This window comes from Umezawaea sp. NPDC059074 (assembly GCF_042738955.1).
In the GTDB taxonomy this organism is placed as follows: domain Bacteria; phylum Actinomycetota; class Actinomycetes; order Mycobacteriales; family Pseudonocardiaceae; genus Umezawaea.
In genome coordinates this window covers 1-16,760 of the sequence record NZ_JBHYHC010000033.1, presented here as the reverse complement: position 1 = coordinate 16,760, position 16,760 = coordinate 1, and the positions used below count along the sequence as shown (strand labels likewise).

Genomic DNA, 16,760 nt, shown 5'->3' with positions numbered 1-16,760 from the left:
CGACGGTGGGGGCCCTTCGCGTTACCTGTTGGGGTCCAGCAGGAGTTTGCCGCTGGTGCGGCGGGCGCGCAGGTCCTCGTGGGCCCGGCGGACCTCGGACATGGCGTACTCACCGCCGGGGATGGCGCGGAGCTTGCCGTCCAGCACCAGGCCGAACAGCTCGTCCATGGCGCGGTGCACGACGCCGCCGGGCAGGCGGAACGCGTGCGGCAGCCACATGCCGATGACGGCCGTGGAGCGCGCGAGCAGCTTGACCGGGTCGACGGGGGCGGGCTTCTCGCGGCTGGCCATGCCGTAGAACGCGAGCCTGCCGAACGGGGCCAGCGCGGCGATGCTCTGGTCGGTCACCGTGCCGCCCGCCATGTCCAGGACGATGTCGACGCGGCGGCCGTTGTTGGCCTCCTGCAAGGCTTCCGTCATGTTCTCCTCGGTCGAGGAGATGGCGACGTCGGCGCCGAGGTCGAGCGCGAGCTTGCGCTTGTCGTCGGTGCTGGCGGTCGCGATCACGCGGCCCGCGCCCCACAGCTTCGCCAGCTGCACGGCGATCGTGCCGACGCCACCGGCGGCGGCGTGCACGACGACGCTCTCGCCCTCCAGGAGGTGGGCGCTGCGGCGCAGCAGCAGCCACGCGGTCGCGCCCTGGACGACCATGCTGAGCGCGGTCAGGTCGTCCACGCCCTCCGGCACGTCGAACGTGGTCGCGGCGGGCGCGACGGCCTTCTGCGCGTACCCGCCGCCGCCCTTGGTCAGCGCGACGACGCGGCGGCCGTCCGCCGTGGTGCCCGCGATCTCGCCGCCGGGCACGATCGGCAGCACCGTCTTCGACAGGTAGGAGTTCTCGGCCTGGTGGGTGTCGGCGTAGTTGAGGCCCGCGCGGCGGACGTCGATCAGGACCTCGCCGGGGCCCGCGACAGGGTCGGGCAGGTCGACCTCGGTGAGGACCTCGGGTCCGCCGAACTCGGTGATCTGGATGGCGCGCACGGGTTTCAGGCCTCCTGACCGGTCGCGAAAGCGCCGGGGTCGACGGGCAGACGGTCACCGGTCGCGGTGCGCGGACCGGGGGCGTTGCGGAAGGTGAACGGCTGCGACTCGCGGCCGGGGACGACGAACCAGCAGTCGCCGGTGCCGTCGGACTGCGCGATCGCCATGAAGGCGTCGACGACGTCGGAGACCTCGAGGATCGGCAGGTTCGTGGCGTCCAGCTGCGCGCGGAACGGCGTGATGATGGCGGTGTCCGCGAACGACGGGCACAGCGCGTTGACGCGCACGTGGTCGCGCACCAGCGAGGGCGCGAGCGAGCGGACGAGACCGACGACGGCCGTCTTGTTGGCGCCGTAGATCGGGTCGAGCGGGGTCGGCGTGATGCCCGCCATGCTGGCCGTGGCGATGATCTGGCCGCGGCTCTCGCGCAGCGCCGGCAGGGCGGCGTGCACGCCGTAGACGACGCCGTCGAGGTTGATGCCCATGACGCTGCGGTAGCGCTCGGGGTCGAAGTCGTCGCCGAGGCCGAACCCGGTGGAGATGCCCGCGTTCAGCGCGATGAGGTCCAGCGAGCCGTAGCGCTCGACCGCGAGCGCCACGGCGGCCTTGCTGTGCTCGGGGTCGCGCACGTCGCAGTGCGTGAACAGGCCGTCGACCTCGTCGGCGATCACCTTGCCCCGGTCGCCGTCGATGTCGGCGACGACCACTCGCGCGCCCAGCCCGGCGAGGCGCCTCGCCGCGCCCGCGCCGATCCCGTTCGCCGCACCGGTGATCAGCGCGACCTTGCCATCGAACCTGCGGTCCTCCACCGGCACTGCCTCCTCGTGACGTACATTCCGACCAGTCGGTATGGTCCTGGTGGTCATGCTAGGCCGTCAGGCTGGCGCGGGCCAGTCCGCGCGGAGTACTTTCTAAGCGCTTGCTTAGCTCACGTTCAAGGAGGAACCAGTGGCTGCAGAAACCGCTTCGCGGGTAGCGATCGTCACGGGCGCGGCGCGCGGCATCGGCGCCGCGACCGCGTGGCGACTGGCCCAGGACGGCTTCGCCGTCGCGCTCCTCGACCTCGACGTGCAGAGCTGCGCCGACGCCGCCGAGAAGATCAACGCCTCGGGCGGGCGCGCGTTGGCCGCGGCCGTGGACGTCAGCGACTCGGACCAGGTCGCCGCGGTCGTGCAGAAGGTGGCCGACGAGCTCGGCGCGCCGACCGTCCTGGTCAACAACGCGGGCATCCTCCGCGACAACCTGCTGTTCAAGATGACCGACGGCGACTGGGACGCGGTCATGAACGTCCACCTCCGCGGCGCGTTCCTGATGAGCCGCGCGGTGCAGAAGTTCCAGACCGAGCAGGGCTGGGGCCGCATCGTGAACCTCTCCAGCACCTCCGCGCTGGGCAACCGCGGCCAGGCCAACTACGCCACCGCGAAGGCCGGTCTCCAGGGCTTCACCAAGACCCTCGCGATCGAGCTGGGCAAGTTCGGCGTCACGGTCAACGCCATCGCGCCGGGCTTCATCGCCACGGAGATGACGGCCGCCACCGCCGCGCGGATGAAGGTGGACTTCGAGGACTTCAAGAAGGCCGCCGCCGCGGCGATCCCGGTCGCCCGCGTCGGCACGCCGGACGACATCGCCCACACGGTCTCGTTCCTCGTCAGCGACGGGGCCGGGTTCGTGTCGGGTCAGGTCATCTACGTCGCAGGCGGACCGAAGGACTGAGGGGCACACCGATGCGCGTTTTCGCTTCGCTGGACGAGTACGCCGCCGCCAAGGGCGAGCACCTGGGGCACGGCGACTGGCACGAGATCACCCAGGACGAGATCAACCTGTTCGCCGACGCGACCGGCGACCACCAGTGGATCCACATCGACCTGGAGAAGGCCAAGGCGGGCCCGTTCGGCGCACCGGTGGCGCACGGGTACCTGACGCTGTCGCTGATCCCGTTGCTGGTGAAGGACATCTACACCATCGAGGGCTTGAAGATGGGGGTGAACTACGGGCTGAACAAGGTCCGCTTCCCCAGCCCGGTGGTCGTCGGGTCGCGGGTGCGGGCCGGTGCGGAGATCGTCGACGTCGTCGACTTCCCGCCGGGCAAGCAGGCCGTGGTGAAGGTGACCGTGGAGATCGACGGCAACCCGAAGCCCGGCTGCGTTGCCGAGACCGTGGTGCTGTTCGTGGCGTAGCGGGGTGGGTGGCGTGGCCTCGTCACGCCACCCGCAACGACCCCATGAGCAGGTCCGCGTAGTGCCGGGCGATGTCCTCGGCCGACAGCGGACCGTCCACGTGGTACCAGGTGCCGAGGTGGTGCACCGCGCCGAAGTAGTGGTGCACGGCCACGTCGGCGGGCACGTCCGCGCGGAAGACCCCGCTGCTCTGGCCTTCTTCGACCAGCGCGCGGAAGCGCTCGTGGTAGCGGCGGCGTTCGGCCCGCACCTCCAGGCGCTTGTCCTCCGCGAGGTGGTCGGCCGACCGGAAGTACACCTTCGCCTGGTTGAAGTTCTCGATCGACGTCACGATCACGTCCGCCGCGGCCGCGTGCAGCCGTTCGGCCACCGGCCCGTCGCCGGAGGCGATCTTCTCCAGCCGTTCGGTCTGCATCCGCAGGACGCTGCCGTAGATCTCGTGCAGCAGGTCGTCCTTGGACCCGAAGTAGTGGTACATCGCCCCCTTGGTGACACCGGCGCGGTCCACGATCTCCTGCACGGCCACCCGGTCGAAACCCTTGGCCGCGAACAACTCGGTGGCGGCGCCGATCAGCCGTTCCGGGACAGTGCCGTTGGTCACCGCCCAAGCCTACCTACCCGGTGGTCGGGAACAGCATTCCCGAGAACAGCGCGGCGATGTTCCACGCGTCGTCGTCACCGCGGTGGTGGGTGCCCTCCAGCGGCAGGCCGGCGATCTTCAGCGCGGCGTCCAACCCGACCTCGCGCGGCAGCCTCCTGGTCAACGCGAACAGCGTCTTCACGTTCACGTGCCGCGGCCCGAACGGGTACGAGCCCTGCCGTTCGAACTGCTTGCGGTCGTAGTCGCCGTAGCTCGCCCACACCCGGTCGCGGGACCCGAAGTCCTTGCGCAGCAACCGGCACGCCTCCGCGTAGGTGACGCCGCCCGCGACCTGCTCGGCGGTCAGCGTCGTCAACGACGTGCAGAACTCGCTGACCGTCGACCGTTCGGGGCGCACCAGCACGCTGTGCTTGCCGACCCGTTCCCCGGACTCCACGTCCAGTTCGCACACGCCGATCTCGATGATCTCCGACACCTGACCCGCGGGCGGCTCCCCCGCCCAACAGGTGGCTTCGACGTCCACCACCAGCACTCGATCCAGTTTCACCGGGAGATCGTCGCAGGAATGCGGAAACCCCGCGCCCGACTTTCGCCGGACGCGGGGTTTCCAGTGGCTCGGTCAGCCCGCGATCGACAGGCCGCCGTCGACCACGAGCGTGGCCCCGGTGACGTAGCCGCCCGCGGCGGACGCGAGGAAGACCACGGCAGCGGCCAGTTCCTCGGCGTCGCCGACGCGGCCCATGGGCGCCCTCTTCAGGTGCGCCTCCAGGTAGCCGTCCGGGTAGGTGTCGGTCATCTCGCTCTCGAAGTAGCCGGGCGCGATGGCGTTGACGCGGATCCCCTTGCGGGAGCTCCACTGCGCCGCCAGGTCCCGCGTGAGGCCGAGCAGCGCGGCCTTCGACGAGGAGTACGCGGCCTGCGGCAGGCCACCGGACATCAGGCCCAGCACGCTGGAGATGTTGATGATGGAACCGCCGCCCGCCATCGCCGCCGCTGCCGCCTGCGCCATCCAGTACGCGCCGTTGAGGTTCACGTCGATGACGCCGCGGAACTGCTCCGGCGTCTCGCGCGACGCGGGCACGGCCGTGCCGACACCGGCGTTGTTGACCAGGATCGAGACCGGCCCGAACGCGGCGGCCTCCTCGGCGACCCGACGGCAGTCCTCGGGCAGCGCCACGTCGGCCTGCACGATCAGCGCCCGCCGACCGGCGTCCTCGACGAGCTGCGCGGTGTCCTTGAGGCGCTCCGCGCGACGAGCCGCGAGCACGACGTCCGCGCCCGCCTCGGCGAGGGCCTTGGCGAACGCGACACCGAGCCCGGAGGACGCGCCGGTGACGATGGCGACCTGGCCGTCGAGGCGGAACTTGTCGAGGATTCCCATGTCAGCAAAGCCTTTCCGGGTGAGTGGTCACAGACCGAGGTCGCGGCCGATGAGTTCCTTCATGATCTCGTTGGACCCCGCCCAGATCTTCGTGACCCGAGCGTCCATCCACGCCCGCGCGACCCGGTACTCGGTCATGTACCCGTAGCCGCCGTGCAGCTGCACGCACGCGTCGAGCACCTCGTTCTGCACGTCCGCGCTCCAGTACTTCGCCTTCGCCGCGTCCACGGCGGTCAGCTCGCCGCGGGTGTGCGCCAGCGTGCACTGGTCCAGGTACGCCTGCGTCACGTCGACCTTGGTGACCAGCTCGGCGAGCAGGAACTTGTTGGCCTGGAACGACCCGATGGACTGGCCGAACGCCTTGCGCTCCTTGGTGTACTCGATCGTCTCCAGGAGGATCTGCGCGGCGTGCGCCAGGTTCGAGATCGCGCCGCCGATCCGCTCCTGGGGCAGGCGCTCCATCATGTAGACGAACCCGCGGTCGACCTCGCCGATGACCTGCTCGGCGGGCAGCCGCACGTCCGAGAAGAACAGCTCCGCCGTGTCCGACTCCGGCTGCCCGACCTTGTCCAGCTTGCGCCCGCGCTCGAACCCCTTCATCCCGGTCTCGACGGCGAACAGCGTGATGCCCTTCGCCCCCTTCTCCGGCGAGGTGCGCGCGGCGACGACGATCATGTCGGCCGAGTACCCGTTGGTGATGAACGTCTTGGAGCCGTTGAGGATCCAGTCGGACCCGTCGCGGACGGCGACGCTCTTCAGCGCGGCCAGGTCCGACCCGCCGGACGGTTCGGTCATGCCGATCCCGGTGGTCATCTCCCCGGAGCAGAACCGCGGCAGCCACCGCTGCTTCTGCTCCTCGGTGCCCAGGTCGACGAGGTAGGGCGCGACCACGTCGCCGTGGATGCCGATGCACGAGGCGACACCGGCGCTGAGCTTGCACAGCTCCTCGCCGAACACGGTGTTGAACCGGTAGTCGTTCGCCCCGCTGCCGCCGTACTCCTCCGGCACCTCGAGCCCCAGCAGCCCCTGCCGACCGGCCTCGAGCCACGCGTCGCGGTCGATGAACCGCTGCTCGACGTACTTCTCGTAGTTCGGCCGCAGCGTGCGGTCCACGAACTCGCGCGCCGACTCCCGAAAAGCGTGGTGATCCGCGTCGAACAGCGTCCGCTGCACGAGTGCCTCCCCGAAAACGAACATACTAAGCGGTTGCTTAGAGCTAAGCGTGCGCTTAGATTGCTATACGATCGCCCCTCTGTCAACACGTCCGGAGGACACATGACCAGCCTGGGTGAGGCCGAGTTCGCCCTGCTCGACCAGTCCTGGCACGACGCCATCACCCCGGACGCGGCCCGCAGGATGCTCATCGCGGCGGCGCAGGCGTTCGCCGACAAGGGCTACCACGCCACCACGACGAGGGACATCGCCGCCCGCGCGGGCATGAGCCCGGCGGCCGTCTACATCCACTACCGCTCCAAGGAGGACCTCCTCTTCCAGATCAGCAAGATCGGCCACGAGCGCTCGCTGAAGCTGCTGACCGCGGTGCAGGACCCCGACCCCGCCGACCGGATGGCCGCCACGGTCGCCGCGTTCGCCAGCTGGCACGCGGAGTTCCGGACCACGGCACGGGTCGTCCAGTACGAACTGGGCGCGCTGTCCCCGGAGCACCACGCCGTCGTGGCGGAGCTGCGCCGCAAGATCGAGACCCACGTGCGGGTCATCGTCGAGGACGGCGTGAGGTCCGGCGCCTTCCAGGTGCCCGACCAGAACGGCGCGGCGCTGGCGGTGCTGTCGCTGTGCATCGACGTGGCCCGGTGGTACCGGCCGGACGGGAAGCGGACGCCGGGGGAGATCGGCGGCCTCTACGCCGATCTGGTGCTGCGGATGCTGCGCCCGCTGGGCTGAGCGCTAGGCGCAGGTGACGCCGAGGCAGCCGGAGGGGTTGCCGACGGAGGTGTTCCCGCCGCCGTCCGTCACGGAGCCCGGAACCGCCTCGATGCCGTAGTCGGCGTTGGTCCTGGTGATGTTGCCGGTGATCTCCACCGGAGCGCCCGCCGGGACGGTCACGTGGATCCCGTCGTTGACCGGGCGGCCCGCGGAGTCGACCCTCCCGCCGGACGTCTGGCCGTTGGACCGCAGGGTGTTCCCCTCGATCCGCACCCAGTAGGGGCTCTGGTTCACCGTGGACTCGAGGAGGATCCCGGCGACCGCGTTCTCGGTGAACGTGTTCTCCGAGATCGTGATCCCGTCCTCCAGGCCGGTGAACGTGTCGGACGCGTCCACGCCGATCTGGTTCCTGGTGAACTTGTTGCCGGTGATCCGGAGGTTGGTGGACGAGGCGGGCTGCTGGACGAAGACCGCGCGGTCGCCGTTGCTGAAGCGGTTGTCGGCGATCGTGGTGTTGCGGCAGGCGTTCAGCACCCTGATGTACCCCTGGGTGAAGACGTTGCCGGACACCGTCAGGTCGTCCGCCTCGCGCAGGCTGATCCCCGACCTGGTGAAGGTGCTCCTCGTCAGCGAGCCGTTGTTCGCGTTCGTCGAGTAGGTCACGGAGCTGTCGGTGAAGGTGGAGCCGGAAATGACCGGCGACCGGCTGGAGGACACGAGTTCGAGACCGACCCCGGAGAATTCGGTGTTGGCGACGGTCAGCCCGGACGACGTGTTTATCTGAACCCTGCCGCGGCGGATCTTGCAGTTGGTCAGCTTGAGGTTGGTGCTGTTGTCCACGGTCTGGACGTTGTCGGTGGTGTTGTCGGCGAGGGTCACGTTGAGCAGTTCGCCGTCGACCGACGTCGCGAGGAACACCCCGCGGCCGAAGCGCGAGAGCGTGCCGTTCCGAACGCGGACGTTCGCCTGGCCGATCACGGAGATCCCGGTGGCGGTCCCGGACCCGGTGATGCTGTGGCCGTTGAGGTTCAGGACGATCCCGCCCGCCTTGACGACGAGACCGGGGCCGGAGCACTGGAGGTCGGCGGTGAGCTTGATGTCGGTGGTGACGACGTCGCCGCACTGGGCCGAGGGCGGCGGGGCGGCGAGCGCCTGCCCGGTCATCGGGCCCGCCAGGAGGGAGGCGGCCGCCACCAGGACGGTCGCGCGACGGCGGGCGGTGTCTAATCGCCGGACCGGTCGAGTCCCGGTCGTCGAGGCAAGATGCGGAGAATTCATCGAGCACGTCCATTTCTCGACCCGCAAGCGCGCAATGGAGTAGTTCTTTGCGCATTCCCGAAGGTCTTTTCGGCCTGCTCGCCGCATGGTCGACGCGCAGGGTCTCCGGTTTATCGACGTGCCGATGACGGCGTTACAGCCGGGGAATTCCTTTCCGCATTCCTGCGGCACAGCACAACGCCCGCCGACTCCGAGGAGTCGACGGGCGTTGTGCTCGAACTGCTGTCCTAGTGGACGCCGCGCTTGCCGTACACGCCTGCCACCAACGTCACCCCGACCGCCGCGATGGCGATCTGCACGATCAGTTCGATCCAGTCGATGCCCCGCGTGTCCTCGACCCCGAGGAGCCGGGCGATGTACGTCCCGAGGAACGCCGCCACGATCCCGACCACGATGGTCAGCCACAGCGGAATGGCCTGCTTGCCCGGCGCCACCAGCTTGCCGAGCAGGCCGATGATCAAGCCGATGACCACAGCGCCGATGATGCTGCCGATGCCCACGATTCCTCCTGCGGGGTTGGTGGAGTGCCCGGTCCCGGTGTCGGGGACTCCGGCGATCATCATCCCACCGAACTGGGCTTTCGCGCCGTGAACAGCGGGTTTATTCGCCCACTTCAGTGACCGAACACGCCGCGACGGCCCGCGGTCTGGTCCATCCAGTTGTGGATGATCCCGGCCCAGTCGGCGTTCACGGCCTCGTGGTGGGACAGGTGGAAGTGGCCGAAGCTGTCGCCGCCCGCGCGGAACATCCCGCCGCGGCGGTCGGCCTCCAGGATGACCCACAGGCTGTGCGGGTCGGCGACGAACGTCAGCTCCACCTGGCTGATCTTGGAGATGAACTGGTGCGGCGGCACGAACTCGATCTCCTGGTAGAACTGGAGCTGCTGCGGGACGCCGTGCAGCCGCCCCGCCTCGTTGTCCGCGCGGGTGAAGCGGAAGCCGAGCTGGAGGAACGCGGCGAGGACGCGCTCCTGCGACTGGATCGGGTGCACGGCCACCGGGTCGAGGTCGCCGGGGTCGATGGCGCCGCGGACGGCCAGCTCGGTGCGCAGGCCGAGGGTCATGCCGTGGAGCTGCTGGCCTGCGACGACGTTGATCGGCGACTCGAGCGGCACCTGGTACTGGAACGGGATCGCCATGTGCTGGCCGGGCGCGACGGTGATGTGCTGGGCGACGTAGACCTTGCCGTAGTCGACGTTGCGGACGGTCTCGCTGTCGCTGCCCTCGAACTCGACTCTGGTGACCAGCGAGAGCGCGACGTGGTCGATGTCGGCAGGGTGGTCACCCCCGGCGATGCGCACCTCCCCCGTCAGCAGCTCGCCGGGACGCGTGTTCGGGTTGGTGAGCACGGTGTCGACCGTGGGCCCGCCTACTCCGAACGCGCGCAACATCCTCTTGAACACCACGGGGACCTCCTGGGGCGGAATGGGGGTTCACGATTGGGTGAAGTGTCCCATTGACGCCCGGCAGGGGCCTTTGGTTCCACCTAGACGCGGAACGGCGACCACTGCCACGATGGTGGACCGATCACATACTAAGCGGTCGCTCAGGAGGTCTCCGTGCCCGCACTGCTCGTGGCCAACCGGGGGGAGATCGCGGTCCGCGTCCTGCGCACCGCCGCCGACCTGGGACTTCGCACCGTCGCGGTGCACTCGGCCGACGAGGCGGACGCGCTGCACGTCCGGCTGGCCGACACGGCGGTCCGGCTCGACGGCGAGGGTCCGGCCCCCTACCTCGACATCGACCAGCTCGTCCGCGCGGCTCTCGACCACGGCTGCGACACCGTGCACCCCGGTTACGGGTTCCTCTCCGAGAACGCGGCCTTCGCGCGGGCGTGCGCCGCCGCCGGGCTGGTGTTCGTCGGGCCGAGCCCGGACGTGCTGGAGCTGCTGGGCGACAAGGGCCGCGCGCGGGACCTGGCCGTCGGGCTGGGCATCCCGGTGGTCGAGGGGACGAACGACCTCACGAGGGCTCGGGAGTTCTTCGCCGCGCACGGCCCGGTCATGGTCAAGGCCGTCGCCGGGGGCGGCGGCAAGGGGATGCGGGAGGTCCACCGGGCCGAGGACCTGGCCGCCGCGCTGGACCGGTGCCGCGCCGAGGCCGAGGCCGCGTTCGGCAGCGGGGACGTCTTCCTGGAACGGCTGCTCACGCCCGCGCGGCACGTCGAGGTGCAGATCGTCGGCACGACCGTGCTCGGCGACCGGGACTGCAGCCTCCAGAGCGGCCACCAGAAGGTCGTGGAGATCGCTCCCGCGCCCCGGCTCGCGCCCGACCTGCGCAAGGCGCTGCACGACGCGGCGGCGCGGATCGCGGAGGCCGTGGCGTACCGGGGTGTCGGGACGGTCGAGTTCCTGGTGACCCCCGACGGCGGGTTCGTGTTCCTGGAGGCCAACCCGCGGCTCCAGGTCGAGCACACGGTGACCGAGGAGGTCACCGGCATCGACCTCGTGCGCGTGCAGCTCCAGGTCGCGGCGGGCGAGGAGCCGGACCTGTCCCACCGGGAACGCGGCTGCGCGGTGCAGGCGCGGATCACCCTCGGGGCGGCGGGGACGGTGACCGCGTTCCAGCCCGCGACCGGGCCGGGCGTGCGGGTCGACACCCACGCGTTCGGCGGGTACCGGGCGAGCGACCGGTTCGACGCGCTGCTGGCGAAGCTCGTCGTGCACGCGGACGACCTGGACACCGCGCTGCGCAAGGCCCGCCGCGCGCTGGCCGAGTTCCGGGTGGACGGCGTGCCGACGAACCTGCCGTTCCTGCGCACCCTGCTGGACCTCGACCTCACCGACGCGCACACCGGGTTCCTCGACGAGCTGACGACCACCACGCAGGACGGCCCGCGCTCCCCCGTCGCCGGGACGGTCGTGGCCATCGACCCCGGCGCGGTCGTGGTCGAGGCGATGAAGATGCAGCACGTCGTGCCCACCGGGTCCGGGCGGGTGCTGGTGCGGGTCGGTGACGCGGTGGCCGAGGGCGCTCCCCTTGCCGAGTCCGGCACGGTCGCCGACGCCGTTCCCGACGAGCCGGTCGACCTGGACGCCGTGCGGCCCGATCTCGCGGAAGTGCTGGCGCGCCACGACTTCCGCCGCCCGGACGCCGAGGCGAAGCGGCACGCGACCGGCCGCAGGACGGCCCGCGAGAACGTCGCCGACCTGTGCGACGTGGACAGCTTCGTGGAGTACGGCGGGCTGGCGCTGGCGGCCCAGCGGCAGCGGAGGTCGTTGGCAGAACTGGTCGACCGCACGCCCGCCGACGGGCTGGTGGCCGGGATCGGCGCGGTCGACGGCCGCCAGACCGTGGTGATGTCCTACGACTACACGGTTCTGGCCGGCACGCAGGGCGTGCGCAACCACGCCAAGCTCGACCGGATGCTCGCGCTGGCCGAACAGCGGACGCTGCCCGTGGTGCTGTTCGCCGAAGGCGGTGGCGGGCGGCCGGGCGACACCGACCACGGGATGGTCAGCGGCCTGGACACCGGCTCGTTCCACGCCATGGCCAAGCTCAGCGGCTCGGTGCCGTTGGTGGGGATCGTGTCCGGGCGGTGCTTCGCGGGCAACGCGGTGCTGCTCGGCACGTGCGACGTGATCATCGCGACGGCGGACGCGAACATCGGCATGGGCGGCCCGGCGATGGTCGAGGGCGGCGGGCTCGGGGTGTTCCGGCCGGAGGACATCGGCCCGATGGACGTCCAGGTGCCCAACGGGGTCGTGGACGTCGCCGTGGCCGACGAGGCGGAAGCCGTCGCGGTGGCGAAGAAGTACCTGTCGTACTTCGCCGGACCGGTGGCCGACTGGACGTGCCCGGACCAGCGGGCGCTGCGGCACGCCGTGCCGGAGAACCGGTTGCGCGCCTACGACGTCCGCGCGGTCGTCGACACCCTGGCGGACACCGGTTCCGTGCTGGAACTGCGCCGGGCGTTCGGCCGCGGGATCGTCACCGCGCTGATCCGCGTGGAGGGCAGGCCGATCGGGCTGATCGCCAACGACCCGGCGCACCTCGGCGGCGCGATCGACGCCGACGCGGCGGACAAGGCCGCGCGGTTCCTCCAGCTGTGCGACGCGTTCGCCCTGCCGGTGCTGTCCCTGTGCGACACACCGGGGTTCATGGTCGGGCCCGACGCCGAGCGCACGGCCACCGTGCGGCACCTGAGCCGGATGGTTGTCGTCGCCGCGAACCTCTCCGTGCCGTTCGGGCTCGTGGTGCTGCGCAAGGCCTACGGGCTCGGCGCGCAGGCGATGGCGGGCGGCAGCCTGGCCGTACCGCGGTTCGCGATCTCCTGGCCCAGCGGCGAGTTCGGCCCGATGGGCCTGGAAGGCGCCGTGCGGTTGGGGTTCCGCCGCGAACTCGACGCCATCGCCGACCCCGCCGAGCGGCAGGCCGCGTTCGACCGGATGGTCGCCGCCTCCTACGAGCACGGCAAGGCGCTGAACCTCGCCGCCGCCTTCGAGATCGACGACGTGGTCGACCCCGCCGACACCCGGCGCTGGATCGCCGCGTCCCTCACCCCCGACCCCGGCGCCCCGCCCGCCGGTCACCGAAGGCCGTTCATCGACACCTGGTGAAGGAGACAACCGCGTGGACACCCTGCAAGTCCCCAGCCGGTCCGAACAGAGGTCGCTGCGCAAGCTGATGGCCGCGGGCCTCGTGGGCAGCAGCATCGAGTGGTACGACTTCTTCGTCTTCGCGACCGCCGCGGCGCTCGTGTTCCCGAAGGTGTTCTTCCCGAACGCCTCGCCGCTGATCGCGTTACTCCTGTCCTTCAGCACGTTCTGGGCCGGTTTCGTGGCCCGGCCCATCGGCGGCCTGGTGTTCGGGCACGTCGGCGACCGGTTCGGGCGCAAGCCCGCGGTGGTGGCGTGCCTGCTGCTGATGGCGGCGGCCACGTTCCTGATCGGCGTCCTGCCCACCACGGCGGCCGTCGGCGTGGCCGCGCCGGTGCTGCTGGTCGTGCTCCGCTTCCTCCAGGGCATCGCGGTCGGCGGCCAGTGGGGCGGCGTCGTGCTGCTGCTCACCGAGTCCGCGCGGGCGGGCAAGCGCGGCTTCGCGGGCACGTTCGGGCAGATCGGCGTGCCGATCGGGATCATCCTCGGCAACGTAATGTTCCTGGTCGTCGGCGGCACGCTCTCGGCGGCCGACTTCCTGTCGTGGGGCTGGCGGGTGCCGTTCCTGGCGAGCGCGCTGCTGTTCCCGGTCGTGCTCTACGTGCAGCTGAAGGTCGAGGACAGCCCGGTGTTCCGGGAACTCGCCGCGCGGCGGGCGGAGAACCCGGACGCGGTCGCCAAGGCCCCGTTGCGGCAGGTGCTGCGCACGCACCGGCGGGCGATCCTGCTCGGCGCGGGCCTGATGTTCGCCAGCAACGCCACCTACTACGTGAGCATCGCGGGCCTGCTCGACTACGCCACCCGGACGCTCGGGATCAACCGCAACGACGTGCTGATCGTCAGCATGCTCGCGGGCCTGATCAGCATCCCGGTGATCATCGGCGCGGGCGCGCTGTCGGACCGGGTCGGCAGGCGGCCGATGATCCTCGCGGGCGCGACCGTGATGCTGCTGTGGGCGTTCCCGTACTTCTGGCTGGTCGACACCGGCTCGCTGTGGCTGATCCTGCTGGCGATCACCGTCAACAGCTGCGCGTCCGGTCTGGTGTACGGCCCGATCGCCGCGTTCCTCGCCGAGCTGTTCACCCCCGAGGTGCGCTATTCGGGTGCTTCGCTGGCGTACCAGCTGGCGTCGATCCTGGTCAGCGGAGGCACCCCGTTCGTCATGGCGGCGCTGCTCGCGAGCACCGGGACGTCGGCGTCGGTGTCGGCGTACCTGGTGGTCATGAGCCTGATCACGCTCGGGGCGGCGTACCGTTTGAAGGACGTCGGCACCGCCTGACCCAGGGCTGGTGGTGGCGTCCTCGTGCTCCGGCGCCACCACCACACCGGGAACGCAACTCGCGTGCCGTACGTTTCGGCACCGTGACCACACTCATGGCACGGCTGAAGCAGCGGATGCGTCGGTTCGCACAACGCCCCGGCTCGGCCGACCTCACGCCCTACCGGACCCTGCTGACCGCCGTGAACACCCACGAGGAGCGCGTCGGCGCGCTCACCGACGAGGAGCTCACCGAGGCGGCGACGGAGCTGCGCGGCAAAGCGCCCTTCGGCAAGGACGAGCTGGTCGAGGTGTGCGCGCTGGCCAGAGAGGCGGCCGACCGCGCGCTCGGCCTGCGCCCCTTCGACGTGCAGATCCTCGGCGCCCTCGGGCTCCTGGAGGGTCACGTCGTCGAGATGGCCACGGGTGAGGGCAAGACGCTGTCCGGCGCCATCGCGGCGGCCGGGTTCGCGCTGAGCGGCGGCCAGGTCCACGTGGCCTCGGTCAACGACTACCTCGCCCAGCGCGACGCCGAGTGGATGGGTCCGCTGTACAAGATGCTCGGCGTGTCCGTCGGGTGGCTGAGCCAGAGCTCCAAGCCGGACGAGCGCCGGGCGGCCTACGAGGCCGAGGTGACGTACGCGGCGGTCAGCGAGATCGGCTTCGACGTCCTGCGCGACCGGCTGGCCGTCGACGAGGCCGACCGGATCGTCCCGGAGCCCCGCGTGGTGCTGGTCGACGAGGCCGACTCGGTGCTCGTGGACGAGGCCCGCGTGCCGCTCGTGCTGGCGGGCTCCACCGCCAACGAGGCCGCCGACCCGGTGATCGCCGACCTGGTGCGGCGGCTGCGCAAGGACCTGCACTTCGAGGTCGACGACGAGGAGCGCAACGTCTACCTGACGGGCGCGGGCTCGGAGGCCGTCGAACGCGCGTTGGGCGGCATCGACCTGTACTCCGACGAGCACGTGCAGACGACGCTGTCGAAGGTCAACGTGGCGCTGCACGCGCACGTCCTGCTGCACCGCGACATCGACTACATCGTGCGCGACGGCAAGGTCCACCTGATCAACGACACCCGCGGCCGGATCGCCCGGTTGCAGCGCTGGCCCGACGGCTTGCAGGCCGCCGTGGAGGCGAAGGAGTCCGTCGCGGCGACCGACTCCGGCGAGGTGCTGGACTCGATCACCGTCCAGGCGCTGCTGAACCGCTACCCGACGGTGTGCGGCATGACGGGTACCGCGGTGGCCGTGGCCGAGCAGCTGCGGACGTTCTACAACCTGGAAGTCCTGGTCATCCCGTCGAACCAGGAGTGCGTGCGGGACGACGAGAAGCCCCGGCTGTACACGACGCTGGAGCTGAAGGAGGCCGCGCTCGTCAAGGAGATCGCGGCCGTCCACGAGACCGGCCGCCCGATCCTGGTCGGCACGCTGGACGTGGCCGAGTCCGAGCGGCTGTCGACGAAGCTGCGCGCGGCGGGCCTGGAGCCGGTCGTGCTGAACGCCAAGAACGACGCCGAAGAGGCGACGATCATCGCCGACGCGGGGTCGTTCGAGCGGATCACCGTGTCGACGCAGATGGCCGGGCGGGGAACGGACATCCGCCTGGGCGGCCACGACGGCGAGGACCACGACCGGATCGTGGAACTCGGAGGGCTCTACGTCGTGGGCTCCGGACGCCACACGTCGAGCCGCCTGGACGACCAGCTGCGCGGCCGCGCGGGGCGTCAGGGCGACCCCGGCGGCTCGGTGTTCTTCAGCTCGTTGCAGGACGAGGTCGTGACGCAGTTCGCGCCGGACCACGACGAGCCCGCCGAGGTGGACGACGACGGCCGGATCACCGACGCCGGGACGCTGCACACGGTCGAACACGCGCAGCGGGTCGCCGAGGGCGTGCACCTGGAGATCCACCGGAACACGTGGCGGTACAACAAGCTGGTCGAACACCAGCGGGAACTCCTGGTCGCCCACCGCGACCGCGTCCTGACGACCGACGCGGCGTGGGACGAACTGGCGAAGCGCGCCCCCGAGAGGGCGGCGGAGCTGAAGGAGGACGTCCCCGAGGAAGTCCTGGTCTCGGCGGCCAGGTTGATCACGCTGTACCACCTGGACCAGCGGTGGAGCGAACACCTGACGTTCCTGACGGACCTGCGCGAAGGCATCCACCTGCGGGCGCTGGCCCGGCAGAACCCGCTGGACGAGTTCCACCGCGAGGCGATCCCGACGTTCAACCGGATCGTGCCGGACTCGTGGGAAGCGGCGGAGGAGACGTTCGCCGAGGCGAAGATCGGGCCGGAGGGGGCGGAGTTGGCGGCGGCGGGCGTGAAGCGCCCGAACACGACGTGGACGTACCTGGTCCACGACAACCCGTTCTCGTCGGGGCTGGAGGAGACGTTCAAGGGTCTGGTGAAGATGGTGAAACGGCGGTAGTCGACGCCGCTTGGGCAGCGCCTGTCGTCCTTCGGGGTGGCAGGCGCTGCTTTTTCTTTGTCTTTTCAAATTATCTTTGTCTTTGTGCGTGGATCGTCTTCGGCTTGGATTCTTCCCCGGCGGCTGCGGCTTCCAGCTCAGTCAGCAGGCGACGCCAGTTCCAGCGTGCTGTGGCCG

The 16,760-nt window shown here is 70.5% G+C and carries 15 protein-coding genes; 6 read left to right on the top strand and 9 right to left on the bottom strand.

Annotated features, from left to right (window positions below; translation table 11 throughout):
- Positions 1 to 21: 21 nt before the first annotated feature.
- Entirely contained in the window at positions 22 to 981 is a 960-nt protein-coding gene (locus ACFWW9_RS17330) for a zinc-binding alcohol dehydrogenase family protein (protein ID WP_390378070.1), read from the bottom strand.
- Positions 982 to 986: 5 nt separating this feature from the next.
- Positions 987 to 1,790 carry an SDR family NAD(P)-dependent oxidoreductase gene (locus tag ACFWW9_RS17325; protein ID WP_390378067.1) on the bottom strand — a complete coding sequence of 268 codons (804 nt, stop codon included), beginning with the start codon at positions 1,788 to 1,790 and terminating at the stop codon, positions 987 to 989.
- Between the two features lie 139 nt (positions 1,791 to 1,929).
- Here ACFWW9_RS17325 and fabG point away from each other — a divergent pair, with 139 nt between their 5' ends.
- Together fabG and ACFWW9_RS17315 are read left to right on the top strand one after the other, a co-directional pair.
- Positions 1,930 to 2,694 (top strand): 3-oxoacyl-ACP reductase FabG, encoded by a 765-nt coding sequence (gene fabG, locus ACFWW9_RS17320; RefSeq protein ID WP_390378064.1) that lies wholly within the window; start codon positions 1,930 to 1,932, stop codon positions 2,692 to 2,694.
- A gap of 11 nt (positions 2,695 to 2,705) precedes the next feature.
- Positions 2,706 to 3,158: a MaoC family dehydratase gene (locus ACFWW9_RS17315; protein ID WP_390378061.1), complete on the top strand. Its 453-nt coding sequence runs from the start codon at positions 2,706 to 2,708 to the stop codon at positions 3,156 to 3,158.
- Between the two features lie 22 nt (positions 3,159 to 3,180).
- Here ACFWW9_RS17315 and ACFWW9_RS17310 read toward each other — a convergent pair whose 3' ends face one another.
- The 4 genes from ACFWW9_RS17310 to ACFWW9_RS17295 all read right to left on the bottom strand — a co-directional run bounded on the left by ACFWW9_RS17310 (position 3,181) and on the right by ACFWW9_RS17295 (position 6,313).
- Positions 3,181 to 3,759, bottom strand: a complete 579-nt coding sequence (locus ACFWW9_RS17310; protein WP_390378058.1) for a TetR/AcrR family transcriptional regulator — start codon at positions 3,757 to 3,759, stop codon at positions 3,181 to 3,183.
- A 13-nt stretch (positions 3,760 to 3,772) separates the two neighbouring features.
- Positions 3,773 to 4,306 (bottom strand): exonuclease domain-containing protein, encoded by a 534-nt coding sequence (locus ACFWW9_RS17305; RefSeq protein ID WP_390378055.1) that lies wholly within the window; start codon positions 4,304 to 4,306, stop codon positions 3,773 to 3,775.
- A 72-nt stretch (positions 4,307 to 4,378) separates the two neighbouring features.
- A complete protein-coding gene (locus tag ACFWW9_RS17300; RefSeq protein ID WP_390378052.1) occupies positions 4,379 to 5,140 on the bottom strand; it encodes an SDR family NAD(P)-dependent oxidoreductase in 762 nt (253 codons plus the stop codon).
- A gap of 27 nt (positions 5,141 to 5,167) precedes the next feature.
- Complete coding sequence (locus ACFWW9_RS17295) at positions 5,168 to 6,313, bottom strand: acyl-CoA dehydrogenase family protein (protein ID WP_390378050.1); 1,146 nt, start codon at positions 6,311 to 6,313, stop codon at positions 5,168 to 5,170.
- 102 nt (positions 6,314 to 6,415) lie between these two features.
- Here ACFWW9_RS17295 and ACFWW9_RS17290 point away from each other — a divergent pair, with 102 nt between their 5' ends.
- Entirely contained in the window at positions 6,416 to 7,042 is a 627-nt protein-coding gene (locus ACFWW9_RS17290; RefSeq protein WP_390378047.1) for a TetR/AcrR family transcriptional regulator, read from the top strand.
- 3 nt (positions 7,043 to 7,045) lie between these two features.
- Here the strand turns inward: ACFWW9_RS17290 and ACFWW9_RS17285 are convergent, their stop codons facing one another.
- The 3 genes from ACFWW9_RS17285 to ACFWW9_RS17275 all read right to left on the bottom strand — a co-directional run bounded on the left by ACFWW9_RS17285 (position 7,046) and on the right by ACFWW9_RS17275 (position 9,707).
- On the bottom strand, positions 7,046 to 8,302 hold the full coding sequence (locus ACFWW9_RS17285) for a nitrous oxide reductase family maturation protein NosD (RefSeq protein WP_390378044.1): 1,257 nt from the start codon (positions 8,300 to 8,302) through the stop codon (positions 7,046 to 7,048).
- 227 nt (positions 8,303 to 8,529) lie between these two features.
- Positions 8,530 to 8,802 (bottom strand): GlsB/YeaQ/YmgE family stress response membrane protein, encoded by a 273-nt coding sequence (locus ACFWW9_RS17280; protein ID WP_390378041.1) that lies wholly within the window; start codon positions 8,800 to 8,802, stop codon positions 8,530 to 8,532.
- Between the two features lie 113 nt (positions 8,803 to 8,915).
- The gene (locus ACFWW9_RS17275; protein WP_390378038.1) at positions 8,916 to 9,707 is read right to left on the bottom strand and encodes a sporulation protein; all 792 of its coding nucleotides are present in this window, start codon (positions 9,705 to 9,707) and stop codon (positions 8,916 to 8,918) included.
- Between the two features lie 153 nt (positions 9,708 to 9,860).
- Between ACFWW9_RS17275 and ACFWW9_RS17270 the strand changes: the two genes are divergently transcribed.
- The 3 genes from ACFWW9_RS17270 to secA2 all read left to right on the top strand — a co-directional run bounded on the left by ACFWW9_RS17270 (position 9,861) and on the right by secA2 (position 16,583).
- Positions 9,861 to 12,860, top strand: coding sequence for a carboxyl transferase domain-containing protein (locus ACFWW9_RS17270; protein WP_390378035.1), 3,000 nt, complete (start codon positions 9,861 to 9,863; stop codon positions 12,858 to 12,860).
- Positions 12,861 to 12,873: 13 nt separating this feature from the next.
- Positions 12,874 to 14,178 (top strand): MFS transporter, encoded by a 1,305-nt coding sequence (locus tag ACFWW9_RS17265; RefSeq protein ID WP_390378032.1) that lies wholly within the window; start codon positions 12,874 to 12,876, stop codon positions 14,176 to 14,178.
- Positions 14,179 to 14,261: 83 nt separating this feature from the next.
- Positions 14,262 to 16,583 carry an accessory Sec system translocase SecA2 gene (secA2, locus tag ACFWW9_RS17260; RefSeq protein WP_390378029.1) on the top strand — a complete coding sequence of 774 codons (2,322 nt, stop codon included), beginning with the start codon at positions 14,262 to 14,264 and terminating at the stop codon, positions 16,581 to 16,583.
- The last annotated feature ends 177 nt before the right edge of the window (positions 16,584 to 16,760 follow it).

What these genes read in the sequence shown, in the direction of transcription:
- ACFWW9_RS17315 (WP_390378061.1), top strand. Translation starts at nt 2,706, where the DNA reads ATGCGCGTTTTCGCTTCGCTGGACGAGTACGCCGCCGCCAAGGGCGAG.
- ACFWW9_RS17300 (WP_390378052.1), bottom strand. Translation starts at nt 5,140, where the DNA reads ATGGGAATCCTCGACAAGTTCCGCCTCGACGGCCAGGTCGCCATCGTC.
- ACFWW9_RS17290 (WP_390378047.1), top strand. Translation starts at nt 6,416, where the DNA reads ATGACCAGCCTGGGTGAGGCCGAGTTCGCCCTGCTCGACCAGTCCTGG.
- ACFWW9_RS17285 (WP_390378044.1), bottom strand. Translation starts at nt 8,302, where the DNA reads ATGAATTCTCCGCATCTTGCCTCGACGACCGGGACTCGACCGGTCCGG.